We start from the raw sequence: 17,685 nt of genomic DNA, 5'->3' as shown, positions 1-17,685 counted from the left end.
TCAGGCCTTCTCCTCGATGAGGGCGGTGAGCGCCGCGCCGAGCTGGTCGATGGTGGGGTGGTCCCAGGTCGTCTCGGGCGGCAGTACGAGGCCGAACTCGTCCTCGATGTCGGCGGAGACGGCCAGTGCGGTGAGCGAGTCCAGCCCGTACTCGGACATCGGCACGGCGGTGTCGATCTCCTCGGGCGCGCGGCGCAGATAGGTCGCCACCCGCTCGGTCAGCCAGGTGCGGATGTCTCGGGTGCCAGAACTCATCGTGTGGTCTCTTCTCGGTGCGGCAGGGGGCGGGCGGCGAGGCCGAAGGAGCGGTGGTCGCGGTGGCGGCGGAGGAGTTCGCCGAGGAGCGCGTCCTCGACCGGGCCGGGCGGCGGGGACTCCCGGCGGGTGCGGTGGACGGCCGCCAGCACCCAGGCGGGGTCGGCCAGGAAGGGGTCGGTGGTGTGGCGCTGGAGCTGGAGGCAGCAGACGCGGGTGAGCAGCGTGCCGTACCGGTGGGCGAGGTCGTAGGTGCCGGGCGAGGCGTCGACGCCCCACTCGGTGACCGGCAGTGCGGCGCAGGTCCGGGCGAGTTCGCCGAGTTCGGCCTGGTCGGCCTCGGCGGCGGCCCGCAGCGGCCGGTGCCGGTCGTCCCAGGGGCCGTCCAGTGCCGCTGCCAGCGAGGCGGCGAGGGGGTCGCGGCCCGCGGCGTGCAGGGCCAGCCGGTCGTAGCGCAGCGCCGGCAGCTCCGCGTCCAGGTCGAACAGCGCGTCCGGGGCGGGGGTGCCGCCGGTCCAGGAGCGTCTGGCGAGCAGCGGGAGCTGGGGCAGCAGGCTCATCTGGCAGGCCGCCCGGGCGATGTGCCCGAAGCCGACCGGAGCCAGGTCGCGCAGCAGCTTCTGGAACAGCGCGGTCGGTCCTTCGCGCAGGTAGAAGTGGGCGCCGAGCAGTTCGGCGAGCCGGTCCACGGCGTCCAGCAGCAGCTTGGAGACGGTGTACTTGACGGCGGCCGAGTAGACGCTCGCGGACTCCGGCACCAGGTGCAGGGCGCGGGTGCCGACCGCGCCGACCGCCTCGGCCCGCAGCAGGTCGGCGAAGACGCCCGCCAGCACGGAGCGGACGTGCGGGATGCCGAGGGCCGTGCCGCCGTACAGGGTGCGGGCACCGAGGTGGTCGAGGGCCGTGCGCAGCGCGGTGTCCAGCACGCCGGAGGCCATGGCGGGCAGGGTGGTCCGGGTGATCTGGAGGGCCTTCAGGGCGGTCTCCAGTCCGCTGCCGACGGGGCCGAGAACCGCGGAGCCGGGTACCGGGACGGCGTCGAACTCCAGGCCGCCGAGCTGGAGGCCGCGCATGCCGACGGTGCCGAACCGGGGCAGGTCGCGGATCGCGCCGGCGGGCAGGGCGGCCCGGTCGACGAGCACCAGGGAGTGGCTGCGGGGGCCCGGCCGGGGGTCGGTCCGGGCGAGGACGACCAGGGCCCGCGCCCGGCTGATGTTGGTGACGACCTCCTTGCGCCCGCTGAGGCGCAGCCGCTCGCCGTCCGGCGCCGCGGTGAACTCGGTGCGGCTCATGTCGTTGCCGTGGGCGAGTTCGTGGAACGCCACCGCGACCTTGTGGCCGGCGAGCAGTACATCGGCTACCCGCCCGGCCTGTTCCCGGTCGCCCGCGGTCCAGACGTGGACGCCGGCGATGAACGAGGCGGCTCCGTAGCCGAGTCCGAGCACCGGGTCGCGGCGGTAGACGGCGCGCATCACCTCCACGAGGTGGTCGGCCCGGGTGAGCCGGCCGCCGTGCCCGGGCGGGACGAATTCGGCGTTGAGGCCGTAGGCGTCGAGGGCGCGCTCGCCGGCCGCCGGCGTCTCCCCGCGTTCGTCCGCGTCGAGGACCGCGCGGGTCCCGACGGGATTGGCCTGGTCGGCGGGGTCGCCGAGCAGGCGGTCGAGGGCGGCGGCGCGTTCGGGTACGGCCGTGGTCACAGTTCACCGTCCAGGAGGCCGAAGCCGGGTCCGGTCCAGTCGGCGACGGTCCGGGCGAGTTCGTCGTAGGCCGGGTCGTCGGGCAGGTCGAGGAGGTGGGCGAGGCAGGCGCGCGGCCAGCGGGCCTCCTCGTCCAGGGGGGTGGCCGGGCGGCCGGGGCGGCGCAGGAAGAGGTGCAGGCAGGCCGAGGCCGCGTACAGCCGCTCGTACCGCTCGGCGAGGGTGAACGCGGCGCCGGGCAGTCCGCCGCCGACCGGTACGAAGCCGGCCGTGTCGGCGGCCAGTTCGCGGCCGCGGGCCAGCACGGCCTCGGCGAGCGCGGTCAGCGCCGGGTGCCCCTGCGCGCGGATCTCCTCGACGACGGCGGGCAGGCTCTGCACGACGCTGCATCCGGTGGCCGAGGTGAGGGTGAGGAGGGCCGGGTCGAACGGGGCGGGCGGTACGGCGGGGTCGGCCGCGGCGCGCACCGCGCCGGGATCGACGTCGCCCCGGCGCAGCAGCCGGCCCAGCCGGGGCATCTGGGTGAGGAGCGCGGCGCGGTTGACGACCGTGCTGCCGTCGAAGATGGCGCAGATGCGGTGGTCGCGCTCCAGTTTGGCGAAGCCGCCGCCGGGCGGGGTGGTGAGGAAGCCGCGGACGCCGAGGACCTCGGCGAGCCGGCCGAGCGTCGCCTGCACGGTGGTGGGGACGTACGCCTTGGCGATGGCGGAGCTGACGGAGAGTTCACCGGGCAGGGCGTGCACCGAGCGGGTGGCCAGGATGCTCACGGCCTCCGCGGTGAGCACGGCGGCGGCGGCGCGGCCGAGGATGCGGCGGACGTGCGGGAGGGAGCCGAGGCGGCGTCCGTAGAGTTCGCGTCGCGCGGTGAAGTCCCGGGCGAGCCGCAGGGCGTGGTCGGCGGCGCCCAGGGAGAGCCCGACGCAGGCGGTGCGGGTGAGCTGGAGGGACTTCAGGACGACGGCGATGCCGTCGCCGGGCCGGCCGATCAGCGCGTCGGCGGGCACCCGGGCGTCGCGCAGGACGAAACCGCTGATGTCGGCGCCGCGGATGCCGTGCGTACGGACCTTGGGGAGCACCTGCCAGGCGGTGGGCGGCAGTGCGTCGCGGTCGACGAGGAAGAGGCTGAAGCCGCGGCTGCCGCCGGCGGGTGCGGTGCGGGCGAGGACACAGCCGAGGCGGGCCCGGCCGGCATTGTTGATCAGCCACTTCTCGCCGTCGAGCCGCCAGCCCCCGGCGGGCTCCGCGGTGGCGGTGAGTTCGCCTGCCAGCAGGTCGCTGCCGTGGTCGCGTTCGGTCAGCCCCCAGCACACGGGGTGGCCCGCCCGGACCCGTTCCGCGAGCCCGTGGGCCTGTGCGGGGGTGCCGGCGATCCATACGGGCACGGAGCCGAGGAAGGTCTTGCCGTGCGCGATGGCCACGGTCAGGTCGCGGCGGGCCACGGTGCGGATCAAGGCGACCAGCGCGGGGAAGTCGCGGTCGGGGGTGAGGACGTAGGAGGCCGCCAGGCCGGTGTCGTCGAGGACGGCGACCGCGTCCGCGGGGAACTCCTCGCGGGCGTCGAGCGCCTCCAGTTCCGTCGCGGCGAAGGCGCCCGACCCGTGCCCGGCGAGGACGGCTTCGAGTGCCGCGGCCCGGATCATCCCGCCTCCCGCTGCGCGGCGTCGCCCAGGGCGGCGGTCAGGTGGGGGTCCTCGCTGGTCAGCAGGGGTTCGAGGGCGCGCTCCAGATAGCGTGCGCGCATCGCCGCACGCTCCACCTTGCCACTGGTGGTACGGCGGACACCGCCGGGCCTGAGCAGCAGGACCGCGCCGACCGGTACGCCGAACTCCCGGGCCACGGTGAGTTTCACGGCGGCGGCCAGCTCGCTCATCCGCTCGGCGCCCCAGTGTCCCCTGATCTCGTGCAGGACGACGACCGACTCCCGGGGGCCGGTTCCGTCGTCCCAGCCGACGGTGAAGGCGGCACCGTGCAGACCGGCCAGTTCCTCGTGCTGCGCGCGGAGTTCGGCCTCGATGTCCTGCGGGTGGAGGTTGCGTCCGTGCAGCACCAGGACGTCCTTGCGGCGGCCGGTGACGAACAGGTCGCCGTCCAGCAGCCCGCCGAGGTCGCCGGTGCGCAGGCAGGGGCCCTGGCCGTCGGCGGTGACGGCGCCGAAGGCGGCCCGCGTGGCCCCGGTGTTCGCCCAGTAGCCGGCGGCGACGCTGGGCCCGTCGAGCCAGATCTCCCCGATCCTGCCGTCGGGCAGCACCTCGCCGCTGTCCGGGTCCACGACGCGGACCGGCGGACCAACGCTGGCGCCGCAGCCGACCAGGTCCCGGGAGGGCGTGCCGGGTGCGGCGCGCCGCAGCACACCGGCCTCCAGCGCGGCCGTGTCCGCGGCGACCACGAACGGCGGCCGTCCGCTGCTGCCGGCGGCGAGCAGCGTCGACTCGGCGAGTCCGTACATGGGGACCAGCGCGTCGGACCGGAACCCGGCGGCGGCGAAGCGCGCGGCGAAGGCGGTGACGGTGGCGGCGCGGACCGGCTCGGAGCCGTCGACGGCGGCGCGCACCCCGCTCAGATCGAGGCCGGCGCACTGATCGTCGGTGACCCGGCGCAGACAGAGTTCGTAGCCGAAGTCGGGCGCGGCGGTGCCGTTGACGTCGTAGGCGTCCATCATCCAGAGCCAGTGGTGCGGGCGGCGCAGGAAGGCCATCGGGTCCATCTGGACGTAGCCGTCGCAGCGCAGGACGCCGGGGAGCATCAGGCCGATCAGGCCCATGTCGTGGTAGAGCGGGATCCAGCCGCCGAGACGGTGGCCGGGGAAGAGCCGGAGCGAGCGCACCACGGCGTCGACGTTGGCCAGCAGGTTGCGGTGCCGGACCATGACGCCCTTGGGGCTGCCGGTGGAGCCGGAGGTGTACTGGAGCAGGGCGACGGCCTCGGGGTCGGCCGGCACCCGACGGCGCCAGGCGCCGGGGTCGCCGTCCGTCTCGTCGGTCGGGTGGGCGACCAGGTGGGTGAGGCCCTCGTCGGCGGCCCACTTCTCGATCTCCGGCAGCCCGCGCCGGTCGGTCAGCACGATGGTGGCGCGGGCGTCCCGGGCGATCTTGGCGAGTCGCCGGCGTTCGTGCCGGTAGCGTCCGGGCAGCGGGCCGGGGACCGCGATCAGCCCGGCGTACAGGCAGCCGAAGAACGCGGCGGTGAACTCGACGCCCGGCGGGTACAGCAGCAGGACCCGGTCGCCGGGCTCGGTGCGCCGGGCCAGCCACACCGCGGTCGAGCGGGCCCGGGCGTCCAGCTCCGGGTAGGAGAGGGACACGTGCTCGCGGGCCCGCGGGTCCCGCACGAAGATGACCGCATTTCTGTCCGGCGTGCTCCCGGCGCGTTCCCTGAGAACGGACACGAGGTCGGCACCGGACGCCAGAGCGCCATTCACGCGAAAAGCACCACCCAGATGTTCAGAAGGGTCGACTGACCGTGCCGGCACCCGGAATCAGCGCCGGAACCAGCGTCTGGAGACTAAGCAGGGACCGACTAGGGAAATCACTAGTCTCCGCTTCGAATGCCCGTTGCACCTTCCACGCGGAACCTGTTACGTTCCCGCCGCACTGCTTTTCTGCACGCAAAACGAGTGGGCCTCCCGTGAACCCCGAAGAAGATGAACCTATGGTGGTCGTCGAGGGATTACAAAGAATGCACAAAGACATCTGGGCTTTACGGGATGTCAGCCTTCACATTTCAGCCGGCGAGATCCTCGCGCTGCTCGGCCCGAACGGGGCCGGCAAGACGACGCTCGTCCGCATTCTCGCCACCCTGCTCCGCCCCGACGCCGGAGTGGCGACGGTGGCCGGCTGGGACGTCGTGGCGCACCCCGCGCGGGTGCGGGCCGCGACCGGGCTGGCCGGGCAGTACTCGACGGTCGACGGCATGCTGACCGGAGCTGAGAACCTGTCCCTGATCGCCGGGCTGCGCGGCATGGACCGGCGCACGGCCCGGCGCACGGCCGGTGAACTGCTCGACAGGTTCCGGCTGACGGAGAGCGCCGGCCGTATGGCGCAGACGTACTCCGGCGGTATGCGCCGGCGGCTGGACCTGGCCGCCGCGCTGGTGGGCTCTCCGCCGCTGGTCATCCTGGACGAGCCGACGACCGGGCTGGACCCCAGGAGCCGGCTGGACACCTGGGACGCGGTCGCCGAACTGGCGGCGGGCGGGACCACGGTGCTGCTCACCACCCAGTATCTGGAGGAGGCCGACCGGCTCGCGGACCGGATCACGGTGCTCGACCGGGGCAGGGTCGTGGCGGCCGGCACCGGCGACGCGCTGAAGGCCGCCGCCGGCAGTCGCCTGGTCATCGTGGTCGCCGAAGACCACGAGGTGCCGGCGGCCGTGCGGGCCGCGACCGCCGCCGGCGGCTCCCCCACGGTCGACCGCCGCTGCCGCCGCGTCGAGACCGCCGTCACGGACGGGCAGTCCGCCCTGGCACGGGCGCTGTCCGTGCTGACGGACGAAGGGGTGGAGGCGCTGGAGGTGGGACTGGGCCGGGCCACGCTCGACGACGTGTTCCTCGGCCTGACCGCCCGTCCGCCGCACCCGGCGGTCACCCGGTGAACGCGCTGCTGCGGGCCGGCCGGGAGAGCGCCCACCTCGCCCGGCGCAATCTGCTCCACCTGCGCCGCACCCCGACCGCCCTGATGGGCAGCCTGGTCGAGCCGGTCATGTTCGCGCTGCTCATCGGCTACGTCTTCGGCAACAGCCTGGGCGGGGCGGTGTACCGGGAGTACATGGTGGCGGGGCTGCTCGCCCAGACGGTGACCTTCAGCACCGCCGTCACGGCCCTGGGCCTGGCCAAGGACCTGCACGAGGGCACGGTGGACCGGTTCCGCGCCCTGCCCATCTCCCGGGTGGCCCTGCTGCTCGGCCGGACCCTCTCCGACCTCACCACGTGCGCCGCCGGCGTGCTGGTGACCTCCCTGTGCGGACTCGCGCTCGGCTGGCGGCCGCACAGCGGGCTCCCGCACATCGCGGCGGGCTACGCGCTGCTCTTCTGCTTCGCCTTCGCCATGTCCTGGGTGGGCGCGTTCGTCGGGGTCGTGGCGCCCAACGTCCAGGTGGCCGCCAGCCTCGGCCTGATCTGGATGTTCCCGGCGAGCTTCGTCTCCTCCGGCTACGTCTCCAGCGCCAGCCTGCCGGGACCGCTCGCCACGGTCGCCGCGTGGAGTCCCATCACGGCGCTGTCCAACGCGCTGCGGGAGCAGTTCGCCACCCCCGTCCCGCCGGGCTTCTCCCGGCCGCGCGGCTGGCCCGTGGACCACCCCACCCCCTATCTGCTGCTGTGGTCCGCGGGACTGATCGCGGTCTTCACGACCCTCGCGACCGCGCGCTACCGCGGCAGAACGCGAGCGTGACGGTGACCCGCACACCGCCCGCGGGTGAATTCCGGATTGATTCGACCCGTCCGCCGATCCCGTCCGCCCCCGAAACCCCCGAAAGCGATCCGCCGTGCCCCCAGAAGACCGACGCACCACACTCGTATGCCTTCCGTTCGCCGGAGCGGGCGCCTCATTCTTCCGCCCCTGGTCACAACTGAACGACGCGCTGGACGTCCTCCCGCTCCAGTTGCCCGGGCGCGAACGGCTCATCGACGCGGCGCCCTACCGAGAAGTCGGAGAAGCGACGGAAGGACTGTTCCGGGACCTTGTCACGCAACTCGGCGAGCGACGCCGAATAGCTCTTTTCGGCCACAGTCTCGGCGCGGTCCTCGCCTATGAACTCGCCCACCGCGTCCGCGCCGCACCGGAGCTGGAACTCGTCCGGCTCTTCGTCAGCGGTTCCCCCGAGCCCGGCACCCCGCGTCCGCGCCGGGCGACCGGGCTGCCCGACGACGCGTTCCTGGCCCGGGTGAGCGAGTTCGCCGGCTACAGCCACGAGGCGCTGGACGACCCGGAGATGCGGGAGCTGATCCTGCCGACCCTGCGCGCCGACGTCGCCCTGCACGAGAGCTACACGCCGAGCACCGACCTGCCGCTGGACGCGCCCGTCACCTCGGTCCGCGGCACCCACGACACCCTGGTCGGCTCCGACGACGCCGCCGGCTGGGCGAAGGTGGCCGGCCGGGAGTTCGAGTACGTCGAGATCCCCGGCGGCCACATGTACCTGACCGAGCGCGCGCCGGCCCTGCTGCGGCTGATCGTCGGCAGTCTCTGAAGGAGCGCCATGCGTCTGACCGGCAAGACCGCCGTCATCACCGGGGCCGCCCGCGGGCTCGGCCGGGCCACCGCGGTGGCCTGCGCCGCGGAGGGCGCGGACCTCGTCCTCCTCGACGTCTGCGCCGACCTCCCCGGCGTCCCCTACCCACTGGGCTCGCCCGGCCAGCTCGACCACACCGCGGCCCTGTGCCGCGCCGCCGGCTCCGCCGTGCTCACGGCCGCGGCCGACATCCGGGACACGGCCTCGGTACGGGAGGCGGTGGCGGCCGCGCACGACCGGTTCGGCCGGATCGACGTCGTGGTCAACAACGCCGGCATCGCGGCGCCGTCCGGCAAGCGGGTCCACGAGATCAGCGAGGAGGAGTGGGCGCTGATGATCGACGTCGACCTCTCCGGGGCCTGGCGGATGATCCGCGAGGCCGGCCGGGTGATGTGCGACCAGCGCTCGGGCAGCATCGTCAACATCGCCTCCACCGCCGGGCTGGTCGGCTACCGGCACTTCGCCGGGTACGTCGCCGCCAAGCACGGCGTCATCGGCCTCACCAAGGCCACCGCCCTCGACTACGCGCCGCTGAAGGTACGGGTCAACGCCGTCTGCCCCGGTTCGGTACGGGACGACACCTCGGCCGAGGGCCGGATGCTCGCCGAGATCGCCCGGGCGCTGGACGTCCCGGTCGGCGAACACGAGCAGGCGTTCACCGAGGCGCAGCCCATGAACGCGCTGATCGAACCGGAGGACGTGGCGGCCGCCGTGGTCTACCTCGCCTCCGACGACGCCCGTCAGGTGACCGGTTCGGTGCTCACCGTCGACGGCGGCTTCACCGCCCGCTGAGGCAGAAGGGACTTCCCGTGCGAGGCAACAGGGGTTCAGCAGTCGGGACGGGGGCGCGGTGCCACGCCGTCCGGGTCCGTATGACCGGGCAGGTGGACACCTCGGCGCTCGCCGCGCGGCTGGCCGGCGTACCGGCCGGCCGGCTGTGGGTGGAGGACGTCCCGGTGTCCGCCGCGGACCCCGCGGCGGAGCGTCGCCGCGCCCTCGAACTGGGCAGGCCCGCCGACCCGTTCCGCGCCGTGCTGCTGCGCTGGGCGGACGGTGCGGCGGACCTGGTCCTGGTGGCGCGGCGGGACGTGTTCGACCGCGCGGCGCTGCTGCGGCTGTCCGCGGGGGCGGACCCCGGACCGCCCGCCGGCCCCCCGCCGGCGGACGTGCCCGTGGCCGCCTCGGGTCCGCCGTGGGGCCTGCCCGAGGACGACCCGGCCGACCCGGCCGACCCGGCCGACCCGGCGGCCTTCTGGATCACCCTCCCCGACGACGCACCGGCCGGCGAGCCTGACGACGCACCGAGCGGCGAACCGGGCCGCGCACCGGGCGGCGGTGACGGACCGGGCGGCGGACCGGAACCCGCGACACCCACCGACTCACCCGGCCGCACACCGGACGACGCACCCGGTGGCGGGCCAGGGGACGAGCGCGGCTGGCTGACCGCGCTCGCCGTCACCCTGCATCACTACGACCCCGAGCAGGCGCCGGTGATCGGCACGCTCCGGGGTGCGGTGACCGTGTCCCCGGACGGGCCGCTGGGCTCGCTGGAGACGCTGCCGACGGACCGGCCGGCCGTCGTGGGGCTGCTCCACGACGGGGCGGCGGGCACGGGAACGTACGTGCCGTGCCTGGCACCGCCGTTCCCGCTGACCGTGTCGGTGTACCAGGACGACGGAGGCCGCCGACTGCGCTGCGATCACCTGCCCGGCCGGATATCCCCCGAGATGGCGCGGCAGTTCGTCCGCCACCTGGCCGAGGTGCACCGGCAGGTGCTGCGCCGCCCGGACCGGACGGTCGCGGAGACCGAACTGCTGGACGCGGCGGAACAGGCCCGGGTCGTCGCGCTGGGCCGTCCGTCCGCCGCCCTGGTCACCACCCCGGACACACTGCACGCGGCGTTCCGCCGGGTCGCGGCCGGGGTCCCGGAGGCGGCGGCCGTGTCCGACGGGACCGTGCGGCTGACCTACCGCGAACTCGACGAGCGCTCGGACCGGTTGGCGGGCGGGCTGCGGGCACGCGGGGTACGGGACGGCGACCGGGTCGGGGTGTGTCTGGAGCGCACGGCCGAACTCGTCGTCACCCTGCTCGGCGTGGTCAAGGCGGGCGCCGCCTACGTGCCCACCGACCCGGCCTACCCCGCCGAGCGGCTGCTGCACACCGTGCGGGACGCGCGCCTCTCCGTCGTCGTCACCGACCCGGCGCGGTTCCCGGCGGGCACCGGGGCCGAGGCCGTCTCCCCGGGCGAGCTGATCGCGACCGGCGGGGGCGGGGCGCCGCGGTCGGCGGCGGGCCCGGAGGACCCGGCGTACGTGATCTACACCTCGGGGTCCACGGGCCGGCCCAAGGGGGTCGTGGTCCCGCACCGCAACCCGGTCGCGCTGGTCGACGCCACCCGCGAGGAGTACGCGCTGGGCCCTTCGGACGTGTGGACGTTCTTCCACTCCGCCGCGTTCGACTTCTCCGTCTGGGAGATCTGGGGCGCCCTGCTGACCGGGGGCCGGGTCGTCGTCGTACCGCACGACGTCTCCCGGGAGCCGGACCGGTTCCGTGACCTGCTGCGGACGGAGGGCGTCACCGTCCTCAGCCAGACGCCCTCCGCCTTCGCCCAGCTGCTGGAGGTGGACCACACGGACCTGTCCGTGCGGCTCGTGGTCTTCGGCGGGGAGCCGCTGGACGCGCGGATGCTGCTGCCCTGGTTCGACCGGCACCCGGAGTCCGGCTGCCGGGTGGTCAACATGTTCGGCATCACCGAGACGACGGTCCACGTCACCGCGCGGACCCTCACCCGTCGGCTGGCCCTGGCCGCCACCCGCTCGGTGGGTACGGCACTGCCCGGCTGGCACCTGTACGTGACCGATCCGGCCGGCCGGCTGCTGCCGCCGGGGGTCGCCGGGGAGATCCGCGTCGGCGGCGCCGGGGTCGCCCTGGGCTACCTCGGCCAGCCGGAGCTGACCGCCCGGAGGTTCACACCCGACCCGTTCACCGGTGGCACGCTCTACCTGAGCGGCGACCGGGGGCGGCTCCGGCCCGACGGCACACTGGACCACCTCGGCCGCCTGGACACCCAGGTCAAGGTGCGCGGCTTCCGGATCGAGACGGACGAGATCCGCTCGGTGCTCCTGGAGGACCCACGGGTCCGGGCGGCCGCCGTGGTGGTCCGCCGCGAGGACCCGGCCGACGCCGCCACCGCGCGGATCGACGCGTACGTGGTGCTCACCGACGACGGCGACGCCTCCGGGATACGCGCGCGGTCGGCCGGCATCCTGCCCGCGTACATGGTGCCGGCGACGGTGACGGTGCTCCCGGCCCTGCCGCTGACCGCCAACGGCAAACTCGCCCCGTCCCGGCTGCCGGATCCCGTCCTGGCGCGGGCCGCGCGACCGGAGGCCCCACCCGCCGCCGACGACGGCCTCACCGCCCGGCTCAGCGCGGTGTGGAGCGAGGTGCTGGGCGTGCCCGTCGGCCCGGACGACGACTTCTTCGAACTCGGCGGCAACTCGCTCTTCGCCATCCGCATCGGCACGGCCATGCGCGCCGAGGGGCTGCCCGCCGTCCGGCTGAGGGACCTGTACCGCCGCCCCACCGTCCGGTCGCTGCTCGCGGACCTGACGACGCGGGAGGGGACGGCCGGCTGACCCGGGCGTCGCGGTGCCCCGGCGGACGGGCGGCGGTCCCGGACCGGTGTCGGCGGACGCGGACCGGGCATCGGCTCGCCCGCCGGCAGGAGCCGGCAGCGGCCCGGGCGTCAGAGCCGGTGGTCCTCCGACCGGGACCGCGGGCGGTGCCGCGTGGCCGGCCGGGAGCCGGACGCGGTCGTCCAGTCGGAGCCGCCGTTGCGCCACCGCGGCCGGGTGGCCGCCCCCTGCGCCCTCCCGCGCGCCGCGCGCGGCCTCAGCGGGCCGGGGGCGGTCCCGTCGGGACCGGCGGCCGGCGCCTCCGGTGCCGGATGCGGATACGGCTTGGCGGGCAGGCCGTGCGCTTCCCGGAAGGCCGACGTCGTCGCCCAGGCCAGCCTGGGATTGACGGCGAATTCGGAGCGCACCTGCGCGAGCCGTGCCAGACGGCCGGCGCCGGTGTTCCGGATCAGACGCCGTACCTCCTCCTCCTTGAGGGAGTTGTCGAAGATCCCGATCAGCGTCGAGCAGAAGTAGAGGTAGGCGGCCATCTCCAGACGGAGCCGGTTCAGCTTCTCATGGGCGCTCCGCACCGCCTCGACATCGGTGGTCCGGGGAGCCGTACCGACCGTGACGCGGTCCATCTCGGCCAGCAGGGAAGCGGAGGTCGGTGCCTGCGTACGGTCCAGGACCTCGTGCAGGGTGCACAGGAAGACCCCGGTGTCCGGTTCCAGGTCGCTGTGGTGTGCGGCGATCTCCAGCGCGTGGACCTTGCGCTCCAGGTCGGCCCGCACCAGGGCCCGGGTCAGGGCTTCCAGCATGCGATCGGGTTCCGGCTTCCCCTTCGCGAGCGAGACCAGGGCGCGGACCGCGCGGATGAGGTCACGCGGCAGACCCCCGGAGACGACGTGGCAGAGGCAGAGGAAGGCTTCGGGCAGACCGATGACGCGCTGTCTCATCAGGGTCCGCGACATCGAGAGGTCGGCCGGACGGACGTCCACGACGGTGTCCAGCGACGAGTCGAACGCGTCCCGGACGGGCAGCCCGCGCCGCTCGAACGAGCTCATGGCATTGTCCGAGACGGAGATCAGGTAGAAGCACTCCTCCCGCCCGAAGATTCCCTTGATGTCGTTGATGAACTGGTGGACCTGGTCATTGGCGTCGATCTTGTCGAGTTCGTCGATGCCGATGAAGACCTTGCGGCGGCTGCGCTTCAGTGTCCGCAGAAAGCCGTTCAGCCGGGCTACGAGTTCCGGGAATCCCATGGGATTCTCGGTCATCGTCGTATTCGCGGAGGCCCCGGCCTCGATGCCCACCGGCGTCTTGATCCCGGTGGACCAGGTTCGGGACACCGACTGCTGGTACACCAGCCCACGGAGCAGTATCGACGCCTCGGCCGCCTCCGAGCCGTGCGCCGCCTCGATCGCGGCGGACTCGTCGGCGCCCCACCGGTGGAGCCCCCGGTGGATCGTCCAGAAGACCCAGCCCACACAGGAGGCGAAGATCAGGATGATGGCCGCGGCCAGATGGGCCGGCGGTGTCCAGTGCTCGCCGTCGATGATCAGCAGGACGATCCCCCAGCAGCCCGCGAACGCGAGGACGGTCATGACGACGAAGTCCAGCGGCGTGTAAGCCGGTGAGCCCTCGTCCTCGTCGTCCCCGCGCGCCCGCCGGGGCAGGCAGTCATCGGGTACGACGGCGGCGCACACCCTGGAGAAGAGCAGCAGGATGAACTCCCGCGCGTCGTATTTGACCGGCGCCGGGACCAGCACCCGTACCGGCGGCTTGTCGGCCAGCGACTCCGCGACCGGGGCGTGTTCCTTGGAGCAGTAGTGCCGCAGCAACGTGGTCTTCCCGACGCCGCGGGGCCCGGAGATGCCGATGCTGCCGCCGGGCATCGTCGAGATCAGCTGGTCGATCTCCCGCACCGCGGGCACCGTGATGAGGAACTGCGGGTCCTCCAGCTCCGCCAGCCCCTTGGGGTCGCGGATGTCGAGGGTGAGGGAGTACGAGGGTCTCCGGTCGTTGATCTCCTCCCGCAGGAGCGTGGGTACCGCTCGCCACCGCAGGGCCGCTTTCCAGTCCCGCCGCGCGGTCTCCAGGTTGCTCTTCAGCACCAGGTACCGCTCCGCCGCGGCGGCCCCGCGCCGGCGGCCACGGGCCTTGCTGCGCACCGCGCGCCATCCGATCGCGCCCATGGCGAGGACGGTCACCACGGCGCAGACCTTTCCCGCGGTTCCTCCGGCGAGGAAGAGGGCGAAGGCGAAGAGCAGGCCGAACGCGGCCCCGACGACCGCGACCAGGAGCACGAGGAATTTCACCGGTGCGGCCCATCGGGTCCTCGCGGCGAGTGCCTCGCCCATGGCCTGGGTCCGCGCCTCAAGTTCCTGGAGCCGGCTGAACTCGGGTGCGTAAGCGGACTCCAGCTTGTCCCGCTTCTTCTTTATCTGATTCCTCAATTCATCAGGGGAAATGTGGGCATCCGCCATACCCGAGATGATTTCCGGGTCGTTCTCCAGGGCGTGGGAGATCGCACTGTCTATTTCCTGCTGCTGTGTCTCTTCCCAGTTCATCACCGCTCACCTGCCGTCAGAGGCGGCTCCCCCGTCGCTCCCCTCCTTCCAGACTGGTCCGGTCGCGGACGCCCCGCAATGCGGGCCGGGACCACCTCATCGGGTGATTCCCGCTCCCTTTCCTTGTGCCGACCGGACGGCATCGTCTTGCATGACGACGAACCTCGGCAGCGGACAGGGGATGAGGCCGTCGTGTCGGAACCCGTGCGCCAGCCTTCGCGTGTGTACCGCGGACCGCTGCTCGACAGCACGCGGTGGGACTCCTACACGCCCCGGCGCGGGGACATCGTCATCTCCACCGCCACCAAGGCCGGCACCACGTGGACGCAGAGGATCGTGGCGTCGCTGGTCTTCCAAAGCGCCCGGCTGCCGCTCCCCCTCATGGAGCTGAGCCCCTGGCTCGACCTGGACGTCACCCCGCTCGCCGACGTCCTGGCGTCGCTCCACGCACAGCGCCACCGCCGCTTCATCAAGACACACCTGCCGCTGGACGCGCTCCCGTTCCACGCGGAGGTGTCCTATCTGGTGATCGGCCGGGACCTGCGGGACCTCGCCCTGTCCACCCACCACCACGCCCGCAGCATGGGTTCCGCCGGCCCGCGCGCCGCCCTCGCAGCGGCCCTGGAGACGTACGGCGGGTCCGACGCCTCGTCGTTCCGCCCGCCGGAAGTCCCCGAGGACGTGCACGCGTTCTGGCGGGAGTTCTTCACCCGCAGCGCCTACCCGTGGGAATCGGACGGCTGGCCCTACAACTCCCCCACCCACCACCTGCGTTCGTGGTGGGAACACCGGTCGGAGCCCAACGTCCATCTGCTCCACTACCAGGACATGCTGGACGACCTGGAGGGTCGGATGCGCCGGCTGGCCGACTTCCTCGGCATCTCTGTCGACGCCCGCCTCTGGCCGGACCTGGTCAGGGCCTGCACCTTCGCCGAGATGAAGGCGAAGGGGCACGAGATCTGGGACTCGGGCCCGACCGGCTCCGCACTCGGGACGTGGGACTTCTTCCACCGGGGCACGAGCGGGCAGTGGCGCACCCGGTGTTCCGCGGACGACCTCGCACTGCACGAGCAGGCGCTGCGACGGCTCCCCACGGACCTCCGCTCCTGGCTGGTCCGCGACGCGCCGCCGGTCTGACCAGGGCGGATCAGTCGCGCGGGGTCGCCGGCGTCGCCGGGCCGGTGTCCCCACCCTCCGTCGGCTTGGCGTCGCGGCGGTGACCGAGCGCCCGCCGCGGTGTCAGCCCGGCGGGCGCTTGGGCACCACCAGCTCGCGGCGCAGCGTCATCACCAACGTACGGTCCTGGTTGCGGCCTCGTGTCTCCACGCCCACTTGGCCGCGTCCCGCGCGTTCCGGGATGTCACGCTTGGCGTACACCTCGCTCTCCGCGTAGAGGGTGTCACCGTGGAGGACCGGCGCGTGGTGCTCGATCCGCTCAAAGCCGCGGTGGGTGATGGCGCGTCCCGCCACCTCTGCCTCGGACAGGCCCAGCAGCAGCGAGAAGACGTAGCTGCCGACCACCAGCGGCTGCTCGTACCGGGTGGCCGTCCTGGCGTAGTGGGCGTCGAGGTGCAGGGGGTGCCGGACCATGGTCAGCAGGGAGAACAGGTGGTGGTCGTACTCCGTGACCGTCTTGCCGGGCCAGTGGTGGAAGACCTGGCCGACCTCGAACTCCTCGAAATACCTGCCGAAGCTCACTGAGCACCTCTTCCGGGGAGGGAACGGCGGTGGGCCGCCGGGGCGCGGGTGCGGCGGCCGAGCACCGCCTCGGGAAAGCCGCATGCGGGGGACCATGCTGGGGCACCCCGCCCCGGAAGGACGTCTCCCCCGTCCGCTCCCGTTCCGGTGTTCACCCGCAGGGGCGATCGGTTCCGGCGCCGGGTGCCGTGGCTGCGGCGTGAGACGCGCTCGGCCGGGCCCTGCACGGGCTAGAAGTGCTCGACCTTGCGGCCGTCCGGGACCTGGTAGCAGCCGGAGATGACATCCACGCTCAGCATCGGGGGATTGTCCTTGGCCATCTGGACGATGTGGACACTTGCCTTCTTCGCGGCGTTGTCGGCCGTGAGCCTGAGGTTCTCGTTCCTGCTGGTGTCCGGCCCGTATTCGACGATCTTCCAGCCGTGTTCCGGCAGCGCCTTCCTGAGCCGTCGCATGGCTGCCTCCAGGTCACCGGAGGATGCCGGGGTGAAGCTCCACGGGTGGAGGATGCGGAAGTACGTGTCCGGGTCTTTGCCGGAACACTCCGTCACTGTCGCGCGGCTGTCGGATGTCTTCGCCGGTCCAGCGCCGCCGTCGGATCCTTCGTACTCGACCCGACTGCCACGGTGCCGCCTTCGGGTACCTTGCCGTCGACCTCCTTGCCGCCCGCCGGGTAGGTGACCGAACCGTCCGCGCCCACCGTGCACCCGGCCGCCTCGGCGTCAGCCGTTGCCGCCTCCAACTTCCGCTTCGCCGCGCCCATGTCGAAGACGAAGGCGTTCAGCGCGGTGCTGGCCAGCGCGCATTCGGTCTGCACGTAGTGGAGATTCCGGCCCGGCCTTTTCAGCTCGCGCACGGCGGCGGACGCCGTCTTGCCCGCTTTCCGAGCGCCTCGCCGAGGTCGTCCCGCAAGTCCTTGGTGTCCTCGCCGGCTCTCACCCAGACCTTCTTGTCCGACTTGAGACCACCGGTCTCGCCGCCTTTGCCTCCGGCCGGCGACACCTTGTTCCATCGCGTCTCGGTGGTGCCGCGTGCCGCGGCATCCGCCTTCAACTGCTCCCACTCGTCCCAGGACACGCGTTCGCCCCCTCTCACTTCCCCGCCATGTCAGTCGGCCTGCCGGAACACCCCCGTGCACGCACGGGCGTCACCAGCGGATGACGACCTTCTTGGCCCAGAACAGCCCCCCGCTGCCGAAGCCGTCGAGTGTGAAGTAGTACGTCCCTGCGGAGACACGCCCGAAGGAATACGTGCCGCACTTCTTACTGATCGACTTGATCTTCGTGTCGGGGCCAAGGGCGTACCGGTACAGCGTCAGCCTTGCCCATTCGAAGCGCGACCCGTCCGTCGAGCAACCGCTGAGCGTGACGGAGGTTTTCACGGAGTCGAGATTGTGGTCGCTCCACCTGCTGGATTCCCTCAAGGGCGCCCAGTGCTTGATGTACGAGGTCTTCTTCCCCTCGGCGTGGGCCGCGGGAGTGCCGATGACCCCGATCAGCAGTGCCCCGGTCATTACCGCGGCGGCCTTGCCCGTGCGTCGCTGCATGTTTCCCCCCATATGTCGCAGGTCTGCTCTCCGACGTGACCTGAACATGATTCGCGCACCCGGGCGATCGC

General features: G+C 73.0%; 16 protein-coding genes. 6 read left to right on the top strand and 10 right to left on the bottom strand.

Going from position 1 to position 17,685, the window contains the following annotated elements; all coding sequences use genetic code 11:
* Genes IF37_RS0106815 through IF37_RS0106800 form a run of 4 tightly spaced genes read right to left on the bottom strand, consistent with a single transcriptional unit; the run spans window position 1 to window position 5,370 of the window.
* Window positions 1-255 carry an acyl carrier protein gene (locus tag IF37_RS0106815; protein WP_030737735.1) on the bottom strand — a complete coding sequence of 85 codons (255 nt, stop codon included), beginning with the start codon at window positions 253-255 and terminating at the stop codon, window positions 1-3.
* Window positions 252-1,952 carry an acyl-CoA dehydrogenase gene (locus IF37_RS0106810; RefSeq protein WP_030737732.1) on the bottom strand — a complete coding sequence of 567 codons (1,701 nt, stop codon included), beginning with the start codon at window positions 1,950-1,952 and terminating at the stop codon, window positions 252-254. Before IF37_RS0106810 ends, IF37_RS0106815 begins: the two co-directional genes overlap by 4 nt.
* The gene (locus IF37_RS0106805) at window positions 1,949-3,592 is read right to left on the bottom strand and encodes an acyl-CoA dehydrogenase (protein WP_030737727.1); all 1,644 of its coding nucleotides are present in this window, start codon (window positions 3,590-3,592) and stop codon (window positions 1,949-1,951) included. Before IF37_RS0106805 ends, IF37_RS0106810 begins: the two co-directional genes overlap by 4 nt.
* A complete protein-coding gene (locus tag IF37_RS0106800) occupies window positions 3,589-5,370 on the bottom strand; it encodes a fatty acyl-AMP ligase (RefSeq protein WP_253915670.1) in 1,782 nt (593 codons plus the stop codon). The genes IF37_RS0106805 and IF37_RS0106800 overlap by 4 nt, the downstream gene beginning before the upstream one ends.
* 257 nt (window positions 5,371-5,627) lie before the next feature.
* Between IF37_RS0106800 and IF37_RS0106795 the strand changes: the two genes are divergently transcribed.
* The 5 genes from IF37_RS0106795 to IF37_RS0106775 all read left to right on the top strand — a co-directional run bounded on the left by IF37_RS0106795 (window position 5,628) and on the right by IF37_RS0106775 (window position 11,818).
* A complete protein-coding gene (locus tag IF37_RS0106795; RefSeq protein WP_079165590.1) occupies window positions 5,628-6,542 on the top strand; it encodes an ABC transporter ATP-binding protein in 915 nt (304 codons plus the stop codon).
* Entirely contained in the window at window positions 6,539-7,339 is an 801-nt protein-coding gene (locus tag IF37_RS0106790) for an ABC transporter permease (RefSeq protein WP_030737719.1), read from the top strand. Before IF37_RS0106795 ends, IF37_RS0106790 begins: the two co-directional genes overlap by 4 nt.
* Before the next feature lie 94 nt (window positions 7,340-7,433).
* Window positions 7,434-8,138, top strand: a complete 705-nt coding sequence (locus IF37_RS0106785; protein ID WP_030737715.1) for a thioesterase II family protein — start codon at window positions 7,434-7,436, stop codon at window positions 8,136-8,138.
* 9 nt (window positions 8,139-8,147) lie between these two features.
* A complete protein-coding gene (locus IF37_RS0106780) occupies window positions 8,148-8,972 on the top strand; it encodes an SDR family oxidoreductase (RefSeq protein WP_030737713.1) in 825 nt (274 codons plus the stop codon).
* Window positions 8,973-9,052: 80 nt separating this feature from the next.
* Window positions 9,053-11,818 (top strand): non-ribosomal peptide synthetase, encoded by a 2,766-nt coding sequence (locus IF37_RS0106775; protein WP_063886364.1) that lies wholly within the window; start codon window positions 9,053-9,055, stop codon window positions 11,816-11,818.
* 110 nt (window positions 11,819-11,928) lie between these two features.
* Here the strand turns inward: IF37_RS0106775 and IF37_RS0106770 are convergent, their stop codons facing one another.
* Window positions 11,929-14,370, bottom strand: a complete 2,442-nt coding sequence (locus IF37_RS0106770) for a hypothetical protein (RefSeq protein ID WP_158727298.1) — start codon at window positions 14,368-14,370, stop codon at window positions 11,929-11,931.
* A gap of 222 nt (window positions 14,371-14,592) precedes the next feature.
* Here IF37_RS0106770 and IF37_RS0106765 point away from each other — a divergent pair, with 222 nt between their 5' ends.
* Entirely contained in the window at window positions 14,593-15,507 is a 915-nt protein-coding gene (locus IF37_RS0106765; protein WP_030737705.1) for a sulfotransferase domain-containing protein, read from the top strand.
* A gap of 102 nt (window positions 15,508-15,609) precedes the next feature.
* Here IF37_RS0106765 and IF37_RS0106760 read toward each other — a convergent pair whose 3' ends face one another.
* From IF37_RS0106760 to IF37_RS0106745, 5 genes are all read right to left on the bottom strand, one after another.
* Window positions 15,610-16,068, bottom strand: a complete 459-nt coding sequence (locus IF37_RS0106760; RefSeq protein ID WP_030737703.1) for a MaoC family dehydratase — start codon at window positions 16,066-16,068, stop codon at window positions 15,610-15,612.
* A gap of 230 nt (window positions 16,069-16,298) precedes the next feature.
* Window positions 16,299-16,523: a hypothetical protein gene (locus IF37_RS0106755; protein WP_216725830.1), complete on the bottom strand. Its 225-nt coding sequence runs from the start codon at window positions 16,521-16,523 to the stop codon at window positions 16,299-16,301.
* 92 nt (window positions 16,524-16,615) lie between these two features.
* Window positions 16,616-16,924 (bottom strand): hypothetical protein, encoded by a 309-nt coding sequence (locus tag IF37_RS44830; protein WP_173456741.1) that lies wholly within the window; start codon window positions 16,922-16,924, stop codon window positions 16,616-16,618.
* Entirely contained in the window at window positions 16,912-17,145 is a 234-nt protein-coding gene (locus IF37_RS0106750) for a hypothetical protein (RefSeq protein ID WP_052845009.1), read from the bottom strand. Before IF37_RS0106750 ends, IF37_RS44830 begins: the two co-directional genes overlap by 13 nt.
* Window positions 17,146-17,215: 70 nt before the next feature.
* Window positions 17,216-17,614, bottom strand: coding sequence for a hypothetical protein (locus tag IF37_RS0106745; RefSeq protein ID WP_030737694.1), 399 nt, complete (start codon window positions 17,612-17,614; stop codon window positions 17,216-17,218).
* Window positions 17,615-17,685: the final 71 nt, after the last annotated feature.

The sequence above is a fragment of the Streptomyces sp. NRRL S-31 genome (genome assembly GCF_000718775.1).
In the GTDB taxonomy this organism is placed as follows: domain Bacteria; phylum Actinomycetota; class Actinomycetes; order Streptomycetales; family Streptomycetaceae; genus Streptomyces.
Note: the sequence above shows the minus strand (reverse complement) of the source record. Positions and strands in the feature narration are given on the sequence as shown.